Below are 19,139 nucleotides of genomic sequence, written 5' to 3' on the forward strand. Positions count from 1 at the left end.
ATGGACAAACGGAATCTCCATCATCTCTAAAAATATGTTACTCCTGTTGTTACAAACAAATAAGAAGCAAAAATTGAAAATCTATATTTATGAAACGTAGTCTATTTATCTTGGCAGCTGCTGTATTGCTTACGGCCTGCCAGTCAACAAGCAAAAAACAGCCAGCTTCCGATCTAGCTGAAAAATTCAAAACGGAGGAATCTATCGCTTTCACCAAACAAAAAGCCCTGGAAATTGTAAAAACAGGCTTCAACGCGGGAGATGGTTATGGCGAGGTGTGGATTCGTGATTACAACACCTTTATTGAACTTTCGGCTGAAGTTTTTCCTGCTGAAACATTAAAAGAAAATTTACTGGTGTTTTTCAGATTACAGCGTGAAGATGGAAATATAATTGATGGTTTTATACCTAAAGAAAAGGCCAAAAAAACGGAAGGTGGTTACGATTATATTTTCACCGATTTAGAACCCAATTATGCAGGCCATAAAAATACGGTTGAAACAGATCATGAAACCTCACTTGTTCAGGCTGTTTACAAGTATGTAAAGAAGACTGGGGATACGGATTTTTTAAATGAAAAAGTAGGCGATAAAACTGTTGCCGAACGAATGGAATGGTCCATGAAGTTTCTTTTGAATCATCGTTGGAGTGACGAATATGGGTTGGTTTGGGGAGCAACAACTGCCGACTGGGGCGATGTTCAGCATTGTCATCCTTGGGGCGTATATATTACCGATGACACCAAATATTGTATTGATATTTACGACAATGCCATGCTGTTGATTGCCTTGGATAATATGATGGAATTAATCCCTTCCACCAAAAACAAATGGCAAACAATTCATCAAGATATTGCTCAAAACACAATGAAATACCTGTGGGATGAAAAGAACCAGAAATTTATTCCTCACGTTTATCTGGATGGCTCCCCTTTCTCCAAAGATTTTAACGAAAACGAGATTTATTATCACGGTGGTACGGCCGTTGCCATTGAAGCGGGATTACTTTCGAAGGAACAAGTTAAAGTTTCGCTCAATAAAATGATTGAAAATGTAAAGGCGTCAGGGGCTGGTTCAATAGGCTTAACCATGTATCCCCCCTACCCTGAAGGTTCATTCGAAAATAAAGGAATGTATCCTTACGGTTATCAGAACGGAGGCGACTGGACGTGGTTTGGAGGTCGCATGATTCAGCAATTGATTCGTTACGATTTGCTGGAGGATGCCTATGATCAGTTGTTGCCCATGACACGCCGGGTAATGGATAATGACGGTTTTTACGAGTGGTATACCGTAGATAATAAGCCAGAAGGATCTGGAACATTCCGTGGCTCGGCCGGCGTACTTTACATAGCTATTGAGCAGATGAATAAGGCTTTAACTAACCAGTAAGCTCAGTACTTGCTTAAGTTTATTGAAAACAAAAATATAATGCATGAAAGTTAGCTTGATAACCTTATTGTTTGCCTTTTGGACACTTGGATCCTGGACGCAAGTATCTAGTTTTATCGATGAGGTTGACCCGAATATTGGAGCAGCTCATTCGCGATGGTTCTTTTACACCCCTGCAGCCAATCCTTTTGGCATGGCTAAACCGGCAGCATCAACCAATGGGCACTACGGAAATAAGTGGGGATGGGAGGCTGTTGGTTACGACCAGCGACATACCTCTATCGAAAGTTTTGTGAATTTTCATGAGTTTCAGATCGGTGGTGTAGCAGTGATGCCAAGCGTAGCCAACCTGCAAACGACTCCCGGCAGTCTGGAATCACCTGACGAAGGGTACCGTTCGCGTTTCTCAAGAGAGAGCGAATTGGCTCAACCTGGCTATTACCGGGTTAAACTGGATGACTATGACATTATGGCTGAGTTAACATCCACTCCTCGGGTAGCTCTTCATCGCTACACCTTTCCGGAAAGTAAGCAGGCTCATCTGATTTTTGACATAGGCAACCGCCAGGGAGAAAGTGGTGCAGTGACCGATGCTTTTGTGCACCGGGTTTCGGAAACCAGGTTTGAAGGTTTTGTACAAACCTTGCCCGAGTATGTTAAGAATTATCAGCCGGGAGCTCAGGTCAAAATGTATTTTGTAGCCGAGTTGGATCACAGCCCTAAAGGTTTTGGCACCTTTGTAGGTAAAGAAACACAGCCATCTTCAGAATCGGTGCAAGGCCCTGGTTGTGGCATGTACTTCAATTTCGAAACTAAAGAAAACGAGTCGGTTACCGTAAAGATTGGCTTGTCGTACACCAGCATAGCCAATGCCCGGCTTAACCTAAAGACCGAGGCTGCCGATCTCGACTTTGATCAAGCTAAAAAACAGGCACAGGATTATTGGAACAGCATGCTGGGGCGCATTGCAATTGATGGCGGACAAGCAGCAGATCGGATCAAATTTTACACCGGACTTTACCATGCACTGTTAGGACGTGGCTTGGCCAGCGATTGCAATGGTGCTTATGTGAAAAACAATGGTGTCATCGGTCAAATTCCGCTCGACGAAAACGAACAACCATTGTATCATCATTACAATACCGATGCGGTATGGGGGGCTTTCTGGAACCTCACACAGCTTTGGGGCATTGCTTATCCCGATTATTTGAATGAATTTGTGAACTGCCAACTGGATATTTACCGCGATTGTGGCTGGCTGGCCGATGGAATCGCAAGTTCTAAATTTGTATCAGGGGTAGGCACAAACTTTATGGGGCAGGTGATTGCTTCTGCTTATAACCGGGGAATCCGAAACTATCCGGTTGATTTGGCTTTTGAAGCAGTATGGAGAAATGAAACAGGTTGGCAAAACCGACCTCAGGGTGTCGGAAAAGCCGATACTCAGGTGTTTCTGGAACGGGGCTATGTTCCATATGCCGAAAATACAGCTTACTACACCGGCTCATCAGCTGAGGCTTCGCAGTTTTCGGCCTCCCACACCTTAGAGTACAGTTTTAGTGCCTATGCAGCTGCGCAGATGGCCCAAAGCCTGCAAAAGGATAGCGCCTACAAGCAACTCATTGCCCTCTCATCAGGATGGGAAAAACTATTTGATCCTTCCACGGGTTTTATACGGCCAAAAGATATTCAGGGTAACTTCCTTGATAATTTTGATCCGTATCAGGTTTGGCGGGGCTTTCAGGAAGGTAATGCCTATCAGTACACCTTTTATGTGCCGCATGATCCCGAGGGCCTAATAAAAAAGATTGGACGTAAAAAGTTTACCCAACGCCTGGATACCTTATTTCTGAAAGCTCAGGAAACCGCCTTTGGTGGAGGAAAAACCATTGATGCTTTTGCAGGCTTGCAGAATGTTTATAATCATGGTAACCAGCCCAGCTTACATATTGCCTGGTTGTTCAATTTTTCAGGAGCTCCCTGGTTAACTCAAAAGTGGGTGCGCCAAATCTGTCATGAGTTTTATGGTAATGACGGGATTCATGGTTATGGCTACGGACAGGACGAAGATCAGGGACAATTGGGAGCCTGGTACGTCATGGCAAGTATGGGCTTGTTTGACGTAAAAGGTGGAAGCGATGCTGAACCGAACTTGCAATTGGGCACGCCTTTATTTCAGAAAGTACGCATTCAGTTGCATCCCGATTTCTATCCCGGACAAGAATTTGTCATCGAAGTAAAAGGGAATCCGGCTACGCAGAATTATATTCACTCGGCTACTTTCAATGGGAAATCACACACCAATTTTCAGCTGTCTTGGGACGATTTCATTAAGGGTGGACGACTGATACTGAACGCTTCGGATGAACCGAATAAGCGATGGGGTACAAAATAATAAATCAACATAAATAAAGATGGAAAACTATAGAAAAACAGATCAGTTTCTGCTACCAGTAACAAAGCATAGTCAGCAGGCTGGAACATACGATATTTACCCAAGCCTGAGCTTGGATACCGGAAGCATTCAAGCTGGGTTGAAGAATCTGGCTAAATGCATCAGTCAGCACTCGCAGGTAGTGATTGATGGCTACCAAGGTGTTTTTTATGCCGCCATGCGCGATGAACTGAACAAAGAACTTAGCGCTTTGGGCAAACGGGTGAATTGGATAGACGTGAACGAGGCCTTAAAACCGGAAGCTGAAATTAACCATTTGATAGCTCCTTTTTTAGGTGGTGACGATCCTTTGTTTGGCACACGGACAAGTTTGGGTCTGATCGATTTTTTTAACCCAGAGAAACTCAAACAGCTTGTACCTTCCGAAGAGGCTGACCTGAACATTCTGATTGGATCGGGAGCTGCCCTGGCAGGATGGGATGCTTGCTTGGTGTATGTCGATCTACCTAAAAATGAGTTGCAGTTTCGTGCGCGAGCAGAGATGGTTACCAACATAGGAGCTTCTAAAGCGGATCGCATCAAAACCATGTACAAGCGTTTTTATTTTGTCGATTGGGTGGTTTTGAATAAGCACAAACAACATCTGCTCCCTCTCTTGGATTTTATGGTTGACGGACAGCGTCAGGAAGCATTTAGTTATATGACCGGTGACTGTTTACGCAAGGGACTGAAAGCCATGTCGACTAACCTGTTTCGCGTTCGACCCTGGTTTGAACCAGGTGCATGGGGTGGCCAGTGGCTCAAAGATAAGATTGCAGGCTTAAACAAAGATGTGGTTAATTATGCTTGGTCGTTTGAGTTGATTGTACCAGAAAATGGCTTGCTATTTGAAAGCGATGGACTCCTGTTAGAAGTGTCCTTCGATTCGCTGATGTTTCAGGAGCAGGAGGCGGTGTTGGGTGAACATGTTGCCCAATATGGTTCGGAGTTTCCCATTCGTTTCGATTTTCTGGATACCTTCGATGGAGGCAACTTGTCCATTCAATGTCATCCTCAGATCGATTACATGAAAAAGCATTTTGGCGAAAACATTACCCAGGAAGAGACCTACTATATTTTGGATGCCGGTGCGGATGCCAAATGCTACCTCGGGTTTCAGGAGGATATCGATCCCAAAGCTTTTGAAGCTGATTTGACCTACAGCTTTAAAAACAAAACGCCAATTGACATCACCAAGCATGTGCAGGTATTGGATTCTCATAAGCATGATTTATTTCTGATTCCTCCGGGAACCATTCACGGCTCAGGAACGAATAACCTGGTGCTTGAAATAAGCACAACACCCTATATTTTCACCTTTAAAATGTACGACTGGCTCCGACTCGATATGGACGGATCTCCACGCCCCATTAATATTCAACGGGGAATGGATAATTTGAATTTCGACAGAAAAGGGGATTATGTGCCAGAAAAATTAGTGGCTCATCCTCACTTACTGGAAGAAGGGCACGATTGGAAGTTATTCCATTTGCCCACACACGAGAAACATAGTTATGATGTACATCGCTTTCATTTCAATTCAGAAATAGAAGTAAAAACAGAAAACAAATGTCATGTACTTTCCTTGGTGGAAGGAAGCAGTATTCTTGTTGAAACAGAACACGGATTAAAACAGCGCTTTAGTTATGCTGAAACCTTTGTTATTCCTGCTGCTGCCGGAAGTTACCGCGTCATCAATCAATCAGCAGATGAAGCGATACTTGTTAAAGCGTTTCTGAAATAATATGAACCAACTATTAATCATAAACCTAAATTAAATGTATCGATTTCCTATTCTTATTCTGGCCATTGTTCTTGGGGCTTGTTCTGTGCAAACAAACAGGCACCAAGAACTTGCCATGGCCATTCGTGCCGATAAAACCCTGCAGCAAGTGGATAGCATGGCCCGTCAACTCATGAAAAAGGGTTTTTATGCGGGCTCCGGGTATCAAATGGTTTGGTCTCGCGATTTAAATACCTTCATCGAGTTATCGTGCGAGGAATATGACCAGGCGGTTATCCGCGAAAACCTGCTGATGTTTTTTCATTTTCAGCAGGAAAACGGAGAATTGCTCGACGGCTACGTTCCTCGCGAAGCTTTTACCTGGGGCGATCCGAACACCTATGAGTCGGAAACTGCTTCAGGGCATATTGGCTTTAAAAATACCGTTGAAACCGATCAGGAGACTTCGCTGATTCAAGCCATTTACAAATACATTTTAAGAACAGGTGATCAATCGATTTTAGGTGAAACGGTAGCTGGAAAAACCGTTTACGAGCGTTTGCAATGGTCGGTAAACTATTTGCTGAACGAACGATATTCTGAAAAATATGGATTGATTACTGGTGCTACGACTTTTGATTGGGGCGATGTACAGGTTGAAGGAGGTGCTGTTGTTGATGTCGATAGTCTTACCAATTGGAGTATTGATGTTTACGACAATGCGATGTTGGCTATTGCTTTGGCTAATCTTACTCAAATGACTGATGATTCTGCTGAGCGGCAACGCTGGGAATCGATGCAAAAAGACATCATTTTGAACATCAGAAAGTACTTATGGGATTCCGAAAACAGCAAATTCATTCCGCATATATACTTAAATGGTTCTCCTTTTCCGGATGACTTCAACGAGAATGAAATCCACTATCATGGAGGAACAGCAGTTGCGATTGAAGCAGGTGTCTTAACCCGGGAGGAGATAGCTGCTGTACTGGCTCACATGGTTAAAAATGTGGAACTATCGGGGGCGCCATCTATTGGCTTGACTCTTTATCCGACCTATCCAGCAAGTGTTTTGGGCAAAAATGTGTCGGCTCCGTATGAGTATCAGAATGGTGGCGATTGGACCTGGTTTGGGGGAAGAATGATACAGCAACTAATTACACATGGGTTTGTGCAACAAGCCTACGATTTAGCACAGCCCATGATGAACCGTGTTGTTAAAAACAAAGGTTTTTACGAGTGGTATAAAATAGATGGAACACCGGCAGGATCGGCCGAATTTAAAGGGTCAGCAGGAGTACTAGGAAAATCAATAGAACTATTTAATCAATGGGCCGAAGAAAACAAATAAAGCAACAGTTGAGCTTTTTAATCGTGCTGTACTGCATGGTTGGGCAAGCTTACGCCAAGGACAGACAAGTGATTTGGCAAATAGGTGAAAATAACAACAGTGCATCTGAATTTGCGCTGGCTCCAAACGGTTATGAGGAATATATTGCCAATGATTTTGGTTGGGAAGATAAGTATTTTCTGATTGGAACATCGGATGAAAAAACAGATTGGCCATACATCATTCCGGGAACAAGTGATACTTGGGGCGGTACCTGGGGGACTTCGGGCTGGCGGTCCAGTACCTTGACTATCCTATTCGGAGTTGATCAACCACCTCGTTCCAACGAGTGGAAATTAGTAGTAGATATCTTGGATTGTAATCCGGATAATTTGCCACTGTTTAAAGTATCTGTGAATGGTCACTCATGGAAATACCGCATTCCGGTTATTCACGCGACTAGTACAATAGATAGCCAACCGAATAGTTCCTCTGAATACCTGATTGAGATCCCTCTGCCCAAAGGCTTGATCGTTAGCGGAGGAAATGAAATAAACCTGACAACGCTGGAAGGATCGTGGCTTCGTTTTGATCAGCTAAAACTGGAGGGACCCAAAGAGGTAAATCTAATAGACAACAAGCACATCTTTCTGCGTAAAGTGGAAGCGGCTACGTATGAAATCGAAACCGCGACAAACACAGCTCAGCCCTTGTTGGTAGATCTGGAACATTTAAATGGAACGCCACACTTGACTGTTATTTTAGACGGCGATAGGATTTTTACCGAGACGATCGAAAAAGGCAGGTATATATTTGAAGCCCCCATGCCGGCTGTTCAGTCTCAGGTAAAAAGCACCTACGAAATTTGGGTGGATGGTGAGAAAATACAATCCGGAAAAGTCACACGCAATCCTCAGAATATAATCACCCCCGCAGGTTACGTTGATACAAAAATTGGAACCGCACATTCGCGGTGGATGATTGCACCCGGTCCATGGATGCCATTCAGCATGGTGAAACTAAGTCCGGACAACCAGAATGACGGGTGGCAGGCTGGTTACGAACCTACTTTTGAATCAATTGGCTGCTTTTCGCACATCCACGAATGGACGATGGCAGGATTAGGCACCATGCCAACCAATGGCCCGCTGCAAACCCAGGTTGGAGACGAAAAAGGTAAGGATAGTGGTTATCGTTCCCGGATAGATAAATCAAGCGAGCAGGCCCCATCAGGATATTATAGGGTGGATTTAACGGACTATGATATTCAGGTGGAACTAACATCCACAACACGTTGTGGTTTCCAGCGATATACCTTCCCTAAAGACCGGGAAGGATCGCGTGTGCTAATCGACTTGGTGATTCCTTCAGAATACAAGTACAACTTGCTTGAGGCCTATATCAAACAAACAGGAGACAATACAATTGAAGGTTACAGTCACCAACTCTCACCCAACACCTGGAGTGGAGGTATTTCGCAAGAGTACACAGTGTATTTTGTTGTAGAATTCGATCAGCCAATATCAAAATTCAGTAGCTGGACCGAAGATGGCGTGATCGAAGAGACAGACTTGCTGAATGTTAAAGGGGCTGCGGATGCCGGAGCTATTTGTGAATTTGACACGCGTAAAAACCAGGTAGTTCAATTGCGCACAGGAATTTCGTATGTAAGCATCGAAAATGCCAAAGAAAACCTTCGGGCTGAGGTGACTCAAAATTATGGGTGGGACTTTGAGGCTGTCCGGAAAAACCATGTCGATACCTGGGATGACCTTTTTAGCCGGGTAACGATTAGCAGTAACGATCGGCGCGAAAAGATGCGCTTTTACAATAACATGTATCGTTCATTATGCAGCCGTAATACTTTTAGCGATGTCAACGGCGAGTGGAAGGATGCAGGAGAAAAACTTCGCAAACTGGAAGATCCCTCATCTCCCGCCTTGGGTTGTGATGCTTTTTGGAATACCTTCTGGAACCTGAATCAGTTTTGGAACCTGGTAACACCAGAATGGAGTAACCGGTGGGTGAAATCGCAACTGACCATGTACGATGCCAATGGCTGGCTGGCTAAAGGCCCTGCTGGTATGGAATACGTTCCGGTGATGGTGGCCGAACATGAAATACCCTTAATTGTAGGTGCTTACCAAATGGGCATTCGCAATTATGATGTTGAAAAGGCTTACGAGGCAGTGAAGAAGATGCAAACGACTCCCGCGCAGGAAGTAGGCGGTGGATTTGCCGGAAATAGAGATCTAGTCCCTTATCTGGAACATGGGTATGTGCCCTACGATCAAGGACGTTTTTCAAACACCTTGGAATACGCATTTGATGACTGGACCGTTTCGCAGTTTGCCAAAGCATTGGATAAAACCGCAGACTATCAACTATTCTCCGAGCGGGGTAATTACTGGAGGAATGTTATTGATCCTGAAATGGGTTTTGCCCGCATGAAAGATTCGAAAGGGCAGTGGTTGCCGGATTTCGATCCGTACAAATCAGGAGCTAACCATCATTACGTAGAAGGAAATGCCTGGCAGCTAACCTACTTTGTACCACAGGATGTTCCTGCCCTGGCTGAAGCCATTGGGCAAGAGCGTTTTATCGAGCGCCTGGATTGGGGATTTGAAGAAAGCGATAAGACCCGTTACAATGGGTTAAATGATCAGTACTGGAATTATCCGGTGATTCAGGGCAATCAGCAATCCATGCATTTTGCCTTTCTTTTCAATTGGGTAAAAAAGCCGTGGTTGACTCAGAAATGGAGCCGCTCTATTTTGGAACGTTATTATGGTTATGGTGTCGCCAATGCCTATCTGGGCGATGAAGATCAGGGGCAGATGAGTGCTTGGTTTATCATGGCATCTATCGGTCTTTTTCAAACAGATGGAGGCTGCCGCGTTGATCCGGTCTATGAGATCGGGAGTCCATTATTCGAAAAGGTTGTTATTGACTTGGGAAAACAATTTGGCCGAGGAGATCAATTTGTGATCGAGGCGAAGAATGTTTCTCGCTTGAATAAGTATGTCCAGTCGGCAAAGCTCAATGGGAAGGTGTTGACCAATTTTAAGTTTTCGGCAAGCGAATTGTTGAAAGGAGGAGAACTTGAGTTGGAGATGGGGGCCGAGCCAAATAAAAGTTGGGGGGTAGAAGATTAGTGCTTAAAAAGAAAAGCCCATAAGTTTTCAGAATGATCCCCAAATTACAACCCACGAATCTAATAAAAAATTAAGGTTTGTAATAGGTTGGGACATTGCTGGGACGAATGAGCGGTATTGGTTTAATGCTAAGCTATTTGAAAAAGTCGGGATGACTGGATTCCCCAGTCATCCCAGACAGTTTGATTTTATTGATGTTTTTTATTGTCTATTTTGTCTGCTATCCAGTAAAGCGGATTGGGATTGTCTGCTTTAATACTATTGCCTCCAAACTATCCACATTTTCCTTGGTCTTTTTTATTTTGTAACTCTTCAAGTGCATCGATGTATTTTGATTTTAAGCAAGAGAGTTCTTTCTCAAGGTCATCAATTTGACCTTGCTTTTCCTTGCAACTAAGACATATCTGCTCCTGTCCATCCGGACTATTTTTCAACTCACCTTCTTCCATGTCGAAGTAGTAAGCGATTGGGCGATTAAAGTAGTTTGCAAGTTTCTCAATATCGTTTGGAGTCCAATTTCCTTTTTCCCGTCTATTAATCGTAGTCGTGTACTTCGCTCCAATTATCTCACTCACATCCCTTGATTGCAAATTTTTGGAGTTTATGTCTGATTCTATCTTATTGTTGTTCAGCATATAATATTTAGAATAAGTCTAAATAGCAATATATTGGAATCTTGTAATCCAAAATATTGGATTTAGATTACGAAATATTGTAATATTGTTGTATCAAATTACAACATTTTATAAGATATGGCAACAGCAGAAAGTATGAAAATCTTAACCAAGAAAAGTGACTCCAGGCTTGACATGCTGGTTCCTTCGGAAATGAAAAAACTAGTAGTAAGGAATGCTAACAAGGATGAATTGAGCTGGACGACCTGGGTTAAGATGGCAATCATCGAAAAACACGAGCGAGATAATCAAGCGAAATAACAACAAAGCCCCCTTCAATCTTGGCGGACATCAGGGGGCTTAAATCATAAATGATATGAAAGCAAAAGTACATCAATTTTCGGTTGGGGCAAAGCTGCCGGCCGGCATTATTGAAGGCACGGAAGCCTTCTGGTTTGACAACGAGAAGTGGTTAATTCACAACGGGCAAACGCTCAGGTACAACGAAGCACCAACCCAAGTAAAGCAAATGATTCAGGAAGCATTTATGGCCGACAAAGTTTCGCATAAGATTATCCAGAAAGCGGGTATTGCCACGCTGAACGAAACATTCGACCGATGGTATCGCTGTGTGATTGGCGCGTTGGACGATGCGCCCGACTTTGTGAACGGCAACTTGAATGCAGATGCTTACAACCACTCGTGTGCCAACCACGACTGCGAACTACGCGGCAAACTGTGCAGCCTGGCTACCGGGCTGAAGAACTACGAATGCGAAACCATTGCCGAGCTAAAAAAGGGCGAGACCATTGAGCAGGCGGCTAATGAGCTGCATATGTCGGTTGCTGGATTGAAATCGAGAATTGAAAAGCTCAAGGAAAAACTGAATGCGAAAAACATGGCCCAGCTCATTGCTAAGGCCACTGAAATAGGAATTTAAGATCAAACTGTCGAAACCAGCGGACGCCACGCCGCACAAACGAACAAAAGATGAAACCAACCATTTACATTACCGGCAACGACTCGCTTCCCGAAGACCTATACCGGGCGCAGTTGCAAAAGGCCGAAAACCAAATTCGCAAAGAAGTACCCCACGCGGCTATCATTAATCCATTGAAAATTGGCATCCCATCGAGCTGGAACCACGAAGAACGCCTGCAGCTTCGACTGAAAACTATGAAGATGGCAACCACCGTAGTGTTTCTCTCCGGATGGGTTAAAGGCCCCATGGCCAAACAGGAATACTGGTACGCGCATGAAGACAATAAAGATGTGTTTCTGGATAACCAGATCCAACAATTGTCAAACGAATACGGAGTTGTAGCTCACTAAACGAAAAACCCCGGTTCAGCTGACGGAAACTGCCCCGGGGGAAAAATGCAATCAATCATGTCTACAAACAACCTAACGAAAACGTACGAAAAAAGATGCGTTAACTGTGGCCAGATGTTTGAAGCCAATCAGCCACAAACACGCATTTGCCCAGCCTGCAAGGAAAAGCCACTAGATAAGGTTTGTCCGGTTTGCCATACCGATTTCCGCGCCAACCGATCAAACGCAATCTACTGCTCGCTCACCTGCCGCAACCGGGCACCCATTCCATCGCGGAAAATCCCGGGGCCAATACCAGCTAAGCCCTGCGGAATTTGCCAGGAAGAGTTTACGCCTAAGCATAGCTCCGAGAAATACTGCAGCGATGCTTGCCGCCGTGAAGCCGGGCGGAGATCCAATGCTGCTTATCAGCAAAAACTACAAACACGCGGCAGCTCAATTAAGCGTAGCTCAACCAACGACCGCAGGAAAGAAACCGTGAATGCGGAAGACATCCCGATGCTGAACCGAGTGAACAATCGGAGCGACCGCGACAAGTTGAGAAGAGCAAAAGTAAAGAGCCCCGATCATACCAAAATGCCCTTTAAGGACTACGACAAGAAGTTACGCATTATGCGCTATTTCCGAACGGAAGAGAAATACCACAAGTTTTTAAAAACCAAGCAAAATCAAGATGCATGAAAAGCATTCATTTAAAATACAAACAAGATACCGGCAATGGTAATCCGGTGACAGAAATACAAGCCGAAGTCTCGGACCACATTCCAAATCACTACCTGGTAGAACAAGACGAGCTGAGGCCTTTCTTCTGCCAGCGACGGATCTTTAAAGTTTACGATCCGGAATACGTCGAATACCTGGAGCGAAGAGAACAGGAATTATCGGACAAACTAACCCTAATAAAAGCAGAGCTATGAAAGTAACCTTGACATCAACTTCCAAAATTGTCATGCTAAAGCCGGGCCTGTTGGCCGATGGCATTCCAGCCCGGGTGTGGGTTGGCGAAACCGAATCGGGCGTAAAAGTACACGCCTTCATAACCCGCATGGCAGTTGCCAAAGATGAAGACACCGAGCAATTTGAGTGCGAGCTGCAGCAGTGCGAAGCTCCCAGTGTTGAAATACAAGCAATCCCAAACCGATTAGTAATAGAGTAGCCATGCCTAAACTAACTCAAGTCAACCAGATTGACATTACCCCGGAAAAGTTCCTGCGCAATTGCAGCAGGGTAGAGCTGATTGAACTTCAGCTCCTCTTAAGCAGCCCGCACTATCAACACCAAATGCAGGAGCCGGAAGCGGGCGAAGTATCAATGATTTATTTACCCTCTAAACAATAGACATTATGAAAGTTGAGCATATCAAAATTGGAACGCCAGTCACTTACTATACAGTGGTTAAAGCCAATGGCGAAAAATGGGACCCTAAGCCCACGTTTATAACCTCCGATCCCTGGACACTAGGAGACGGGGCAATTGTATGCAAGGTTGATGGAGTTGCTGGCGGCGTTGCGATCAGCCATTTGGAAAAACGTGAGATTGTTGTCAACAAAAACAGAAAATCATGAACACATACGAAAAAGCAATCAGCATAACCAATCTTGACGGAACAATGATTACCGTATCGGGGAGAAAATTAGATCTTTTGAATCCGATTTCCGAGATGATCAATATCCAGGACATATCTTCAGGACTAGCTAACAACAGCCACTTTGCCGGGCAAACTCCAAAGTTTTTCAGCATTGCTCAGCATTGTGTGATGGTTTGCGATGAGTACGCTATTCAGAATCCCAATGCTCCGCATGAAATGAAATTATTGGCACTGCTGCATGATGCCGCTGAAGCTTACATTGGGGATATGATTAAGCCAATCAAAGTGTTTTTGCCTCAATTTGTTGAGCTGGAGTATAAGCTCATGACAGCCATTGCCGAGCGGTTTAAATTACCAATTGATACGCTCCAGTCAATTAAACCTTATGACCTATGGGCGCAAAACGTAGAGTTTAATGCTTTCTACCGTGGTGGAAAGATTGACTACCTCGATCCGCAACAGGCGAGGCGGGTTTTCCTTGATCGATTTGCAGAATATCACCCCGGTCCATATGAGCAATAAAGGCACTTACCAACGCAAATACTACCTGCACCGGCGGGTAAAGAAAGCCGGTATTAGCTTGCAGCTGGAGCAAACACACAAAACCATTGCGGTCTATCCCGATGAAATGGATTCGGCAAGAGGAAACAAGTACGTGGCCGAGCTGCAGGAAAAACACAACTATGGAGTTCAAATTTTAAATCCAATGATGAAATGAGTAATCAAGTCCCCATACGAGTACAGCTCAATCACACGAAAAAAAATTGGCAAGTAGCCAGACAAACAACAAAAGGAGCCTGGGAAGTAATTTCAAACATGACTCACAATTCACCCAAGGAGGCTGATGCCATGGTTGACTGGTATGTTAGTTCTTTTCCTGGTAAATATTGTAAAGCAAAGTAAATATGAGGATTTACGACATTTTAGAACTCTCGAAACTTTGCCCGGCTGAACTGAATGATATTGCCATAGCTTTTGAGCTTGAGCCAGGCACTAAATCAAAACAAGTGCTTATTTACGCAATTCTGGATGCTCAAAGCCAACAACTCGAAACCCTTAACTCACAACTCAATCATGATAAACAACTGGAACAACATCTGCACACAAATTGAAACGGCTGAAGGAAAGCTGCAGGGCTTTATTGAAGCGGCTGGGCTGTCGGCACTGCAAGCCAAAAAGCTGGAGAAATTCACCAAGGAGTGGAACAAAACCAAGAAAATGGCCGAAGACTTCGATCAGTTTATTGCCCCGGTGGATCCCATTAAAGTGGAGTCGCCATTTGACCAGGATGACTTTCGTTACATCTGGAAAATGTGGAAGGAATACCTGGCCGAGCAGCACCGGATCATGGTGCGCTCACGCATGGAACAGGCCAGTCTGGAGTTTCTCGCTGAAATTTCGGATAACAATCCCGACAAGGCGATCGACACCATTCGCTTTGCCATGAAGTCGAATTGGAAAAGCCTGTACAAAGTAGAATCAAAAACAACCCAACCTAAAGAAGATAACAATGGAAGCGATTTCTAAAACAATCAAACGAAACAACCTGGTGAGCAACAACACCCAAAAAATGTTGGAGCAGCTGGAAGAAAAAGAACAGCACTTGCGGAGCTTCAAAAGCTTCACCCAAATGAGTTACGACGAATTTAAACAACTGCTCATCTGCTATGCTCAGGAGATCCTGCTGCAGCGATCAGTCAATACCCAATATGTTGTTGACCGGCACAATGGCCCGATCATCAAACAACTCTATTTCTATTTCACCAACAACCCGGAATGCGCCTGGAACCTGAATGCCGGCTTAATTTTTGGCGGGAAGATTGGCTGCGGAAAATCAATCCTGATGATGGCTTACCTGAACCTTTCGAATGAATACAGCCGTAGGCGAACCACTATAGTCCATAGCAAAACGCTGGCCGGGCTGATGAAGCAAAAAGGTATTGAGTTTTACGAGAAGCGCCCAATCTTTATTGATGAGCTGGGGCGCGAGGAATCGGAAGTCAAAGACTTTGGCAACGTCATTAAGCCGGTGATCGACCTGTTTGCACTTCGCTACGAAGCAGGATCCAGAACCTACGCCACCACCAATTTTAATTACGACAGCCTGGAAAATTTCTACTCTCCATTTATCCGAAGCCGCATGGAGGAGATGATGACCTTTGTGTATGTGCCCGGCGAAAGCCGACGGCTGAGAAATCAAGTAAGAAGCAAATAAAACCCTCTAAAGTACCGGCTTTCACAGGCCGGTAAAATTATTTAACAACTTACCATGGCTAAAAAATTTACCGAAACTAAAATCCCTGCAAACGGGTCGAACCGCGTTACCCTGGTTAAAGAATTCCTTGACACCAATTACGATATCAAAATCAACATATTCGACAACTCCAAGGTGATGATCGCTTCAAAAACGCGTGAGTACGAACAGGAAATCAGCATTGAAGACATTTCGCTTCACATGCTGGAGGAGGGGATTACCGGAGCTGACTCGATCCTGAAGAAGATCCTGACCAGTCCGAATCAAACGGTTCCTTACAATCCCATTAAAGAATACTTCCAGTCGCTGGAAGGCACCTATGCCGGCGAATCGCACATCGACCTGCTGTGCACCTTCTTGAAAGCCCGCAACTTTGGTGACAAGGAAGAAGAAAACTACTACCAGAAACGCCTGGTGTACACCCTGCGCAAATGGTTGGTAGCCACTGCAGCCTGTGCCATGGGCGAAAAGGCCAACGACGCCATGTTTGTGGTGGTAAACAGCGATACCGGTATTGGTAAATCCGGGCTGCTTGAGTACCTGGTTCCCGACATGCTGAAGTCGTATTACACCAAGTCGGTTAAGGATATGAGCTATCCCGATATGTTTACAACCAACCTGCTCATCCAGTTCGACGAAATGGTTGGCCTCACACGAAGCACAGCAGAGGAGTTTAAGAACATTTTATCCTCACTGCACATCAACGTATCCAAACGCTTCACTTCGACCAAACAGCGCTACGCAAGCGCCTGTGGAACGACCAATAAAGATGCTGAGCATGGTGGCTTTATTCATCCGGACATGAGCCTCCGACGTTTCGCGGTAAACCACATCGACGAAATCGACTGGGAAGGCTATACCAAGGTGATTGACATGAATCAGATCTGGGCCGAAGCTTACATGTTGCTTTCTCAGAATTTTGACTATACCTGGAATAAAAAAGATTTTACCGAATTCGAAGATTACAACAGCCGGTTCCTGATTCAAACCTCCAGTTTCCGAATCGTTAAAGAGTGGTACCGGGCTCCCGAGCCAGGAGAAGAAGATATGGCTGAGTTCAAACAGCCGGTGGAGATCCTCCGCGAATTAAAGAAAGCCCGCAAAGTAAATACCTCCATGACCTCCATTACCGATGTGAATATTGGTATTGCTTTACGGCAGTTGGGATTTAACCGTTACGGAAAAAAGATGAACGGGGCCAGCCGCTATGGGTACGATGTGATCCCCCTGTTTTAATTATTATATAGAGTATTATAAACCTTAGATAGTAGAATTCTTATTCTACTATTAAAAAATCAAAAAAGAACCGTAAAAAATGTTTTTCACTTACAACCCTACAACCGCCTTTGTAATTACTCACAACGTCAGAAACTTAGAGGTTGTAACCGAACACGCAAAAAGCACTTACAACCCACTTACAACCGCCTACAACCCGAAAAAGGCTACAACCCGAAATTGCAATCTAAGTTGTTTGTTTTTAGGTATTACCGCCTTGGTTGTAGGTTGTAAGTGGGTTGTAAGAAAATTTCTATCGAAATAATGATTTTAAACCAAAAAACGATGAGCAAACGAATTGAAATCAAAATCGACCGGTCCACACTGCCTGCAGGTGGGCAAGAAGTGGAGTGGCAAACTCAAAATGACATCGACGAGCAGCAATGGAAGCGTGGTGTATTCCGGGAAGGCGATGACTTATTCACCGTTGGCTTTGGCGAAACATCCCGCAACTTCGACTGCATGTGGCAAGTGCACCACTGGCGGCCGTATGAGAAGATTGATACGAAACGCCTAAAGCGTGAGTTTATGAAAGAAGCCTGCCGGTTTATTTAAATGATCGCTTAACGGTGGTGTGAAAGCCTCTCCCTGCTAGTGTATGCTAGCGGGGCGGGCTATTCGATTATGCGTTCGGTTTTATTGTTTTAATTCTATCATTATTTTGGTTTTCTGGTCCTTTAAGTCTATGATTTCAAGTTTTGCAACTGATTTTGTATTCATGCCCACAATTTTTGCAAAATCAACTTCGTCTCCATTGACAAACAAACAATAGTTCTCTTTTAATTGGTCATAGTCACGTAAAACGATTACTTCTTTGGATTTTGCTTTTATTAATTTCTTTACTTCTGTTAGAACAAAGTCTTTTGTATAGATTTTAACTACTCCATTGTTTTGATTAGTATATTTCTTAGTTTCTTCAGGATTCTTGATGACTTCTATACTTGAAATATCATTCGGTTTTATCGATTTTAAATCAAATTCGTTCTCTATATTTTCGTCAACAATGAATAATGGTGGAATAGGCTTTTCCCCTGTATACAGTATTTTACTGGAGTTGTAATAAATCTTTATATCATTGTTAGTTGTAGGCTCAAAATCTGAGAAAGTCCATTTCAATTGGTCATTGGTTATTACACAGTTATTAGGCTGTTGAGAAATTAATGAATCTATTTCTATGTCTTTTAGATTTACAATAATCTCGGCTTTCCCAATTGTCCCTTTCCAATTTGCCCCTGTACTTAACAGGTATGTGAAGAATCTTTCGTTTGTTTTGTAGTGCATTCCAAAAGGCAATGAATATTGTACTTCAATTGTTTTTGATTCTCCTTTTTGAAATTCACCATCCCATAAATACCAGTCCTGAATAATTTGATATGAATCTATTTTTCTTCGTAATTCTGCATTGGTTTTCAATGAATCGGAAAGGTGAAATTTTACAGCCTTTCCATTTTCTTTTACTTTGAATCTATTTAGCTTTTCTGATTCACTTATCAACCGATAGTGATAAAAATTCATCTCGGGAAAACCAATTTGAAGTTTTTCTCGTTCTCCAAGGTTTTTCATGTTAAACAAACATTTAACGACCGAGCTGTCATTGTAAAGGTCAATTATGACTCTTTCTGATTCCATTCTCACTGATGTTTTGTTGCCTGGATAAATTGTTTTTGCTTGTATCCGAACAGGTTTAATGTCGGCAAAAAGATTGAAGGTCTGAAAAATGAGAATAAGAATTATTAATGCAAAATTATATCTATTCATAGTTTGTAAGTTGTTTGTTCAAACTGACGCATAACGGGCTTGCTAAGTTTACGTGGGCGATTTCAAAGAATAATCTTATCAATGCGCCAAAAAAGCAAGCCAAATTAATTTGTTTATATTCTGAACAAACCAATTTAGTTGGCTTGCTGGTGTTTATTAATTGCACTAAACTCTCGAACTGCACGTCACCGCCCATGAAATTTAGCTTTTGTGTGTGCCCAGCATGAGCATGTGCACACACTACTGAAAGCTCTGGAAAAATGTTTAAAATACAAATTTTTAGTG

The 19,139-nt window shown here is 43.6% G+C and carries 23 protein-coding genes; 20 read left to right on the top strand and 3 right to left on the bottom strand.

Annotation, left to right across the window (positions count from 1 at the left end; genetic code table 11):
- Positions 1–89 precede the first annotated feature (89 nt).
- Genes ACUNWA_RS18335 through ACUNWA_RS18355 form a run of 5 tightly spaced genes read left to right on the top strand, consistent with a single transcriptional unit; the run spans position 90 to position 10,033 of the window.
- The gene (locus tag ACUNWA_RS18335; RefSeq protein ID WP_445593382.1) at positions 90–1,391 is read left to right on the top strand and encodes a GH36-type glycosyl hydrolase domain-containing protein; all 1,302 of its coding nucleotides are present in this window, start codon (positions 90–92) and stop codon (positions 1,389–1,391) included.
- A gap of 43 nt (positions 1,392–1,434) precedes the next feature.
- Complete coding sequence (locus ACUNWA_RS18340; protein ID WP_445593383.1) at positions 1,435–3,786, top strand: GH92 family glycosyl hydrolase; 2,352 nt, start codon at positions 1,435–1,437, stop codon at positions 3,784–3,786.
- Positions 3,787–3,805: 19 nt separating this feature from the next.
- Positions 3,806–5,569: a class I mannose-6-phosphate isomerase gene (locus ACUNWA_RS18345; RefSeq protein ID WP_445593384.1), complete on the top strand. Its 1,764-nt coding sequence runs from the start codon at positions 3,806–3,808 to the stop codon at positions 5,567–5,569.
- A 34-nt stretch (positions 5,570–5,603) separates the two neighbouring features.
- Entirely contained in the window at positions 5,604–6,899 is a 1,296-nt protein-coding gene (locus ACUNWA_RS18350) for a GH36-type glycosyl hydrolase domain-containing protein (protein WP_445593385.1), read from the top strand.
- Positions 6,878–10,033 carry a GH92 family glycosyl hydrolase gene (locus tag ACUNWA_RS18355; protein WP_445593386.1) on the top strand — a complete coding sequence of 1,052 codons (3,156 nt, stop codon included), beginning with the start codon at positions 6,878–6,880 and terminating at the stop codon, positions 10,031–10,033. Before ACUNWA_RS18350 ends, ACUNWA_RS18355 begins: the two co-directional genes overlap by 22 nt.
- Before the next feature lie 272 nt (positions 10,034–10,305).
- On the opposite strand, the gene ACUNWA_RS18360 is transcribed toward ACUNWA_RS18355, so the two are convergent.
- Positions 10,306–10,608, bottom strand: coding sequence for a hypothetical protein (locus ACUNWA_RS18360; protein ID WP_445593387.1), 303 nt, complete (start codon positions 10,606–10,608; stop codon positions 10,306–10,308).
- A gap of 177 nt (positions 10,609–10,785) precedes the next feature.
- On the opposite strand from ACUNWA_RS18360, the gene ACUNWA_RS18365 reads away from it, so the two are divergent.
- The 15 genes from ACUNWA_RS18365 to ACUNWA_RS18435 all read left to right on the top strand — a co-directional run bounded on the left by ACUNWA_RS18365 (position 10,786) and on the right by ACUNWA_RS18435 (position 17,651).
- Positions 10,786–10,968 carry a hypothetical protein gene (locus tag ACUNWA_RS18365; protein WP_445593388.1) on the top strand — a complete coding sequence of 61 codons (183 nt, stop codon included), beginning with the start codon at positions 10,786–10,788 and terminating at the stop codon, positions 10,966–10,968.
- 55 nt (positions 10,969–11,023) lie between these two features.
- Complete coding sequence (locus tag ACUNWA_RS18370; protein ID WP_445593389.1) at positions 11,024–11,587, top strand: hypothetical protein; 564 nt, start codon at positions 11,024–11,026, stop codon at positions 11,585–11,587.
- A 50-nt stretch (positions 11,588–11,637) separates the two neighbouring features.
- Positions 11,638–11,979 (top strand): DUF4406 domain-containing protein, encoded by a 342-nt coding sequence (locus ACUNWA_RS18375; protein ID WP_445593390.1) that lies wholly within the window; start codon positions 11,638–11,640, stop codon positions 11,977–11,979.
- Positions 11,980–12,093: 114 nt separating this feature from the next.
- Complete coding sequence (locus ACUNWA_RS18380; protein ID WP_445593391.1) at positions 12,094–12,660, top strand: hypothetical protein; 567 nt, start codon at positions 12,094–12,096, stop codon at positions 12,658–12,660.
- Entirely contained in the window at positions 12,657–12,896 is a 240-nt protein-coding gene (locus tag ACUNWA_RS18385; protein ID WP_445593392.1) for a hypothetical protein, read from the top strand. Before ACUNWA_RS18380 ends, ACUNWA_RS18385 begins: the two co-directional genes overlap by 4 nt.
- Positions 12,893–13,135, top strand: a complete 243-nt coding sequence (locus ACUNWA_RS18390) for a hypothetical protein (protein ID WP_445593393.1) — start codon at positions 12,893–12,895, stop codon at positions 13,133–13,135. The genes ACUNWA_RS18385 and ACUNWA_RS18390 overlap by 4 nt, the downstream gene beginning before the upstream one ends.
- Before the next feature lie 2 nt (positions 13,136–13,137).
- Positions 13,138–13,317: a hypothetical protein gene (locus ACUNWA_RS18395; protein WP_445593394.1), complete on the top strand. Its 180-nt coding sequence runs from the start codon at positions 13,138–13,140 to the stop codon at positions 13,315–13,317.
- Between the two features lie 5 nt (positions 13,318–13,322).
- Positions 13,323–13,544 carry a hypothetical protein gene (locus ACUNWA_RS18400; protein WP_445593395.1) on the top strand — a complete coding sequence of 74 codons (222 nt, stop codon included), beginning with the start codon at positions 13,323–13,325 and terminating at the stop codon, positions 13,542–13,544.
- A complete protein-coding gene (locus ACUNWA_RS18405; RefSeq protein WP_445593396.1) occupies positions 13,541–14,089 on the top strand; it encodes a hypothetical protein in 549 nt (182 codons plus the stop codon). Before ACUNWA_RS18400 ends, ACUNWA_RS18405 begins: the two co-directional genes overlap by 4 nt.
- Positions 14,079–14,285 carry a hypothetical protein gene (locus ACUNWA_RS18410; RefSeq protein WP_445593397.1) on the top strand — a complete coding sequence of 69 codons (207 nt, stop codon included), beginning with the start codon at positions 14,079–14,081 and terminating at the stop codon, positions 14,283–14,285. The genes ACUNWA_RS18405 and ACUNWA_RS18410 overlap by 11 nt, the downstream gene beginning before the upstream one ends.
- Positions 14,282–14,470, top strand: coding sequence for a hypothetical protein (locus tag ACUNWA_RS18415; RefSeq protein WP_445593398.1), 189 nt, complete (start codon positions 14,282–14,284; stop codon positions 14,468–14,470). Before ACUNWA_RS18410 ends, ACUNWA_RS18415 begins: the two co-directional genes overlap by 4 nt.
- 171 nt (positions 14,471–14,641) lie before the next feature.
- Complete coding sequence (locus ACUNWA_RS18420; RefSeq protein WP_445593399.1) at positions 14,642–15,094, top strand: hypothetical protein; 453 nt, start codon at positions 14,642–14,644, stop codon at positions 15,092–15,094.
- Positions 15,078–15,782 (top strand): hypothetical protein, encoded by a 705-nt coding sequence (locus ACUNWA_RS18425; protein WP_445593400.1) that lies wholly within the window; start codon positions 15,078–15,080, stop codon positions 15,780–15,782. The genes ACUNWA_RS18420 and ACUNWA_RS18425 overlap by 17 nt, the downstream gene beginning before the upstream one ends.
- A gap of 54 nt (positions 15,783–15,836) precedes the next feature.
- Positions 15,837–17,057 carry a VapE domain-containing protein gene (locus ACUNWA_RS18430; protein WP_445593401.1) on the top strand — a complete coding sequence of 407 codons (1,221 nt, stop codon included), beginning with the start codon at positions 15,837–15,839 and terminating at the stop codon, positions 17,055–17,057.
- A 324-nt stretch (positions 17,058–17,381) separates the two neighbouring features.
- The gene (locus tag ACUNWA_RS18435; RefSeq protein WP_445593402.1) at positions 17,382–17,651 is read left to right on the top strand and encodes a hypothetical protein; all 270 of its coding nucleotides are present in this window, start codon (positions 17,382–17,384) and stop codon (positions 17,649–17,651) included.
- An 81-nt stretch (positions 17,652–17,732) separates the two neighbouring features.
- Here ACUNWA_RS18435 and ACUNWA_RS18440 read toward each other — a convergent pair whose 3' ends face one another.
- Both ACUNWA_RS18440 and ACUNWA_RS18445 read right to left on the bottom strand, forming a co-directional pair.
- Entirely contained in the window at positions 17,733–18,659 is a 927-nt protein-coding gene (locus tag ACUNWA_RS18440) for a DUF4424 family protein (RefSeq protein WP_445593403.1), read from the bottom strand.
- Between the two features lie 187 nt (positions 18,660–18,846).
- Positions 18,847–19,139 (bottom strand): hypothetical protein (locus tag ACUNWA_RS18445; protein WP_445593404.1); only part of this gene is annotated, 293 nt, incomplete at its 5' end.

Source organism: Sunxiuqinia sp. sy24 (assembly GCF_052677165.1).

Bases quoted from the DNA above. Each gene is read 5' to 3' on its own strand.
- ACUNWA_RS18420 (WP_445593399.1), top strand. From the start codon at position 14,642: ATGATAAACAACTGGAACAACATCTGCACACAAATTGAAACGGCTGAA.
- ACUNWA_RS18410 (WP_445593397.1), top strand. From the start codon at position 14,079: ATGAGCAATAAAGGCACTTACCAACGCAAATACTACCTGCACCGGCGG.
- ACUNWA_RS18400 (WP_445593395.1), top strand. From the start codon at position 13,323: ATGAAAGTTGAGCATATCAAAATTGGAACGCCAGTCACTTACTATACA.
- ACUNWA_RS18370 (WP_445593389.1), top strand. From the start codon at position 11,024: ATGAAAGCAAAAGTACATCAATTTTCGGTTGGGGCAAAGCTGCCGGCC.
- ACUNWA_RS18430 (WP_445593401.1), top strand. From the start codon at position 15,837: ATGGCTAAAAAATTTACCGAAACTAAAATCCCTGCAAACGGGTCGAAC.
- ACUNWA_RS18425 (WP_445593400.1), top strand. From the start codon at position 15,078: ATGGAAGCGATTTCTAAAACAATCAAACGAAACAACCTGGTGAGCAAC.
- ACUNWA_RS18435 (WP_445593402.1), top strand. From the start codon at position 17,382: ATGAGCAAACGAATTGAAATCAAAATCGACCGGTCCACACTGCCTGCA.
- ACUNWA_RS18380 (WP_445593391.1), top strand. From the start codon at position 12,094: ATGTTTGAAGCCAATCAGCCACAAACACGCATTTGCCCAGCCTGCAAG.
- ACUNWA_RS18345 (WP_445593384.1), top strand. From the start codon at position 3,806: ATGGAAAACTATAGAAAAACAGATCAGTTTCTGCTACCAGTAACAAAG.
- ACUNWA_RS18375 (WP_445593390.1), top strand. From the start codon at position 11,638: ATGAAACCAACCATTTACATTACCGGCAACGACTCGCTTCCCGAAGAC.
- ACUNWA_RS18405 (WP_445593396.1), top strand. From the start codon at position 13,541: ATGAACACATACGAAAAAGCAATCAGCATAACCAATCTTGACGGAACA.
- ACUNWA_RS18440 (WP_445593403.1), bottom strand. From the start codon at position 18,659: ATGAAAAACCTTGGAGAACGAGAAAAACTTCAAATTGGTTTTCCCGAG.
- ACUNWA_RS18415 (WP_445593398.1), top strand. From the start codon at position 14,282: ATGAGTAATCAAGTCCCCATACGAGTACAGCTCAATCACACGAAAAAA.
- ACUNWA_RS18395 (WP_445593394.1), top strand. From the start codon at position 13,138: ATGCCTAAACTAACTCAAGTCAACCAGATTGACATTACCCCGGAAAAG.
- ACUNWA_RS18335 (WP_445593382.1), top strand. From the start codon at position 90: ATGAAACGTAGTCTATTTATCTTGGCAGCTGCTGTATTGCTTACGGCC.
- ACUNWA_RS18365 (WP_445593388.1), top strand. From the start codon at position 10,786: ATGGCAACAGCAGAAAGTATGAAAATCTTAACCAAGAAAAGTGACTCC.
- ACUNWA_RS18355 (WP_445593386.1), top strand. From the start codon at position 6,878: ATGGGCCGAAGAAAACAAATAAAGCAACAGTTGAGCTTTTTAATCGTG.
- ACUNWA_RS18350 (WP_445593385.1), top strand. From the start codon at position 5,604: ATGTATCGATTTCCTATTCTTATTCTGGCCATTGTTCTTGGGGCTTGT.
- ACUNWA_RS18385 (WP_445593392.1), top strand. From the start codon at position 12,657: ATGAAAAGCATTCATTTAAAATACAAACAAGATACCGGCAATGGTAAT.
- ACUNWA_RS18340 (WP_445593383.1), top strand. From the start codon at position 1,435: ATGAAAGTTAGCTTGATAACCTTATTGTTTGCCTTTTGGACACTTGGA.
- ACUNWA_RS18390 (WP_445593393.1), top strand. From the start codon at position 12,893: ATGAAAGTAACCTTGACATCAACTTCCAAAATTGTCATGCTAAAGCCG.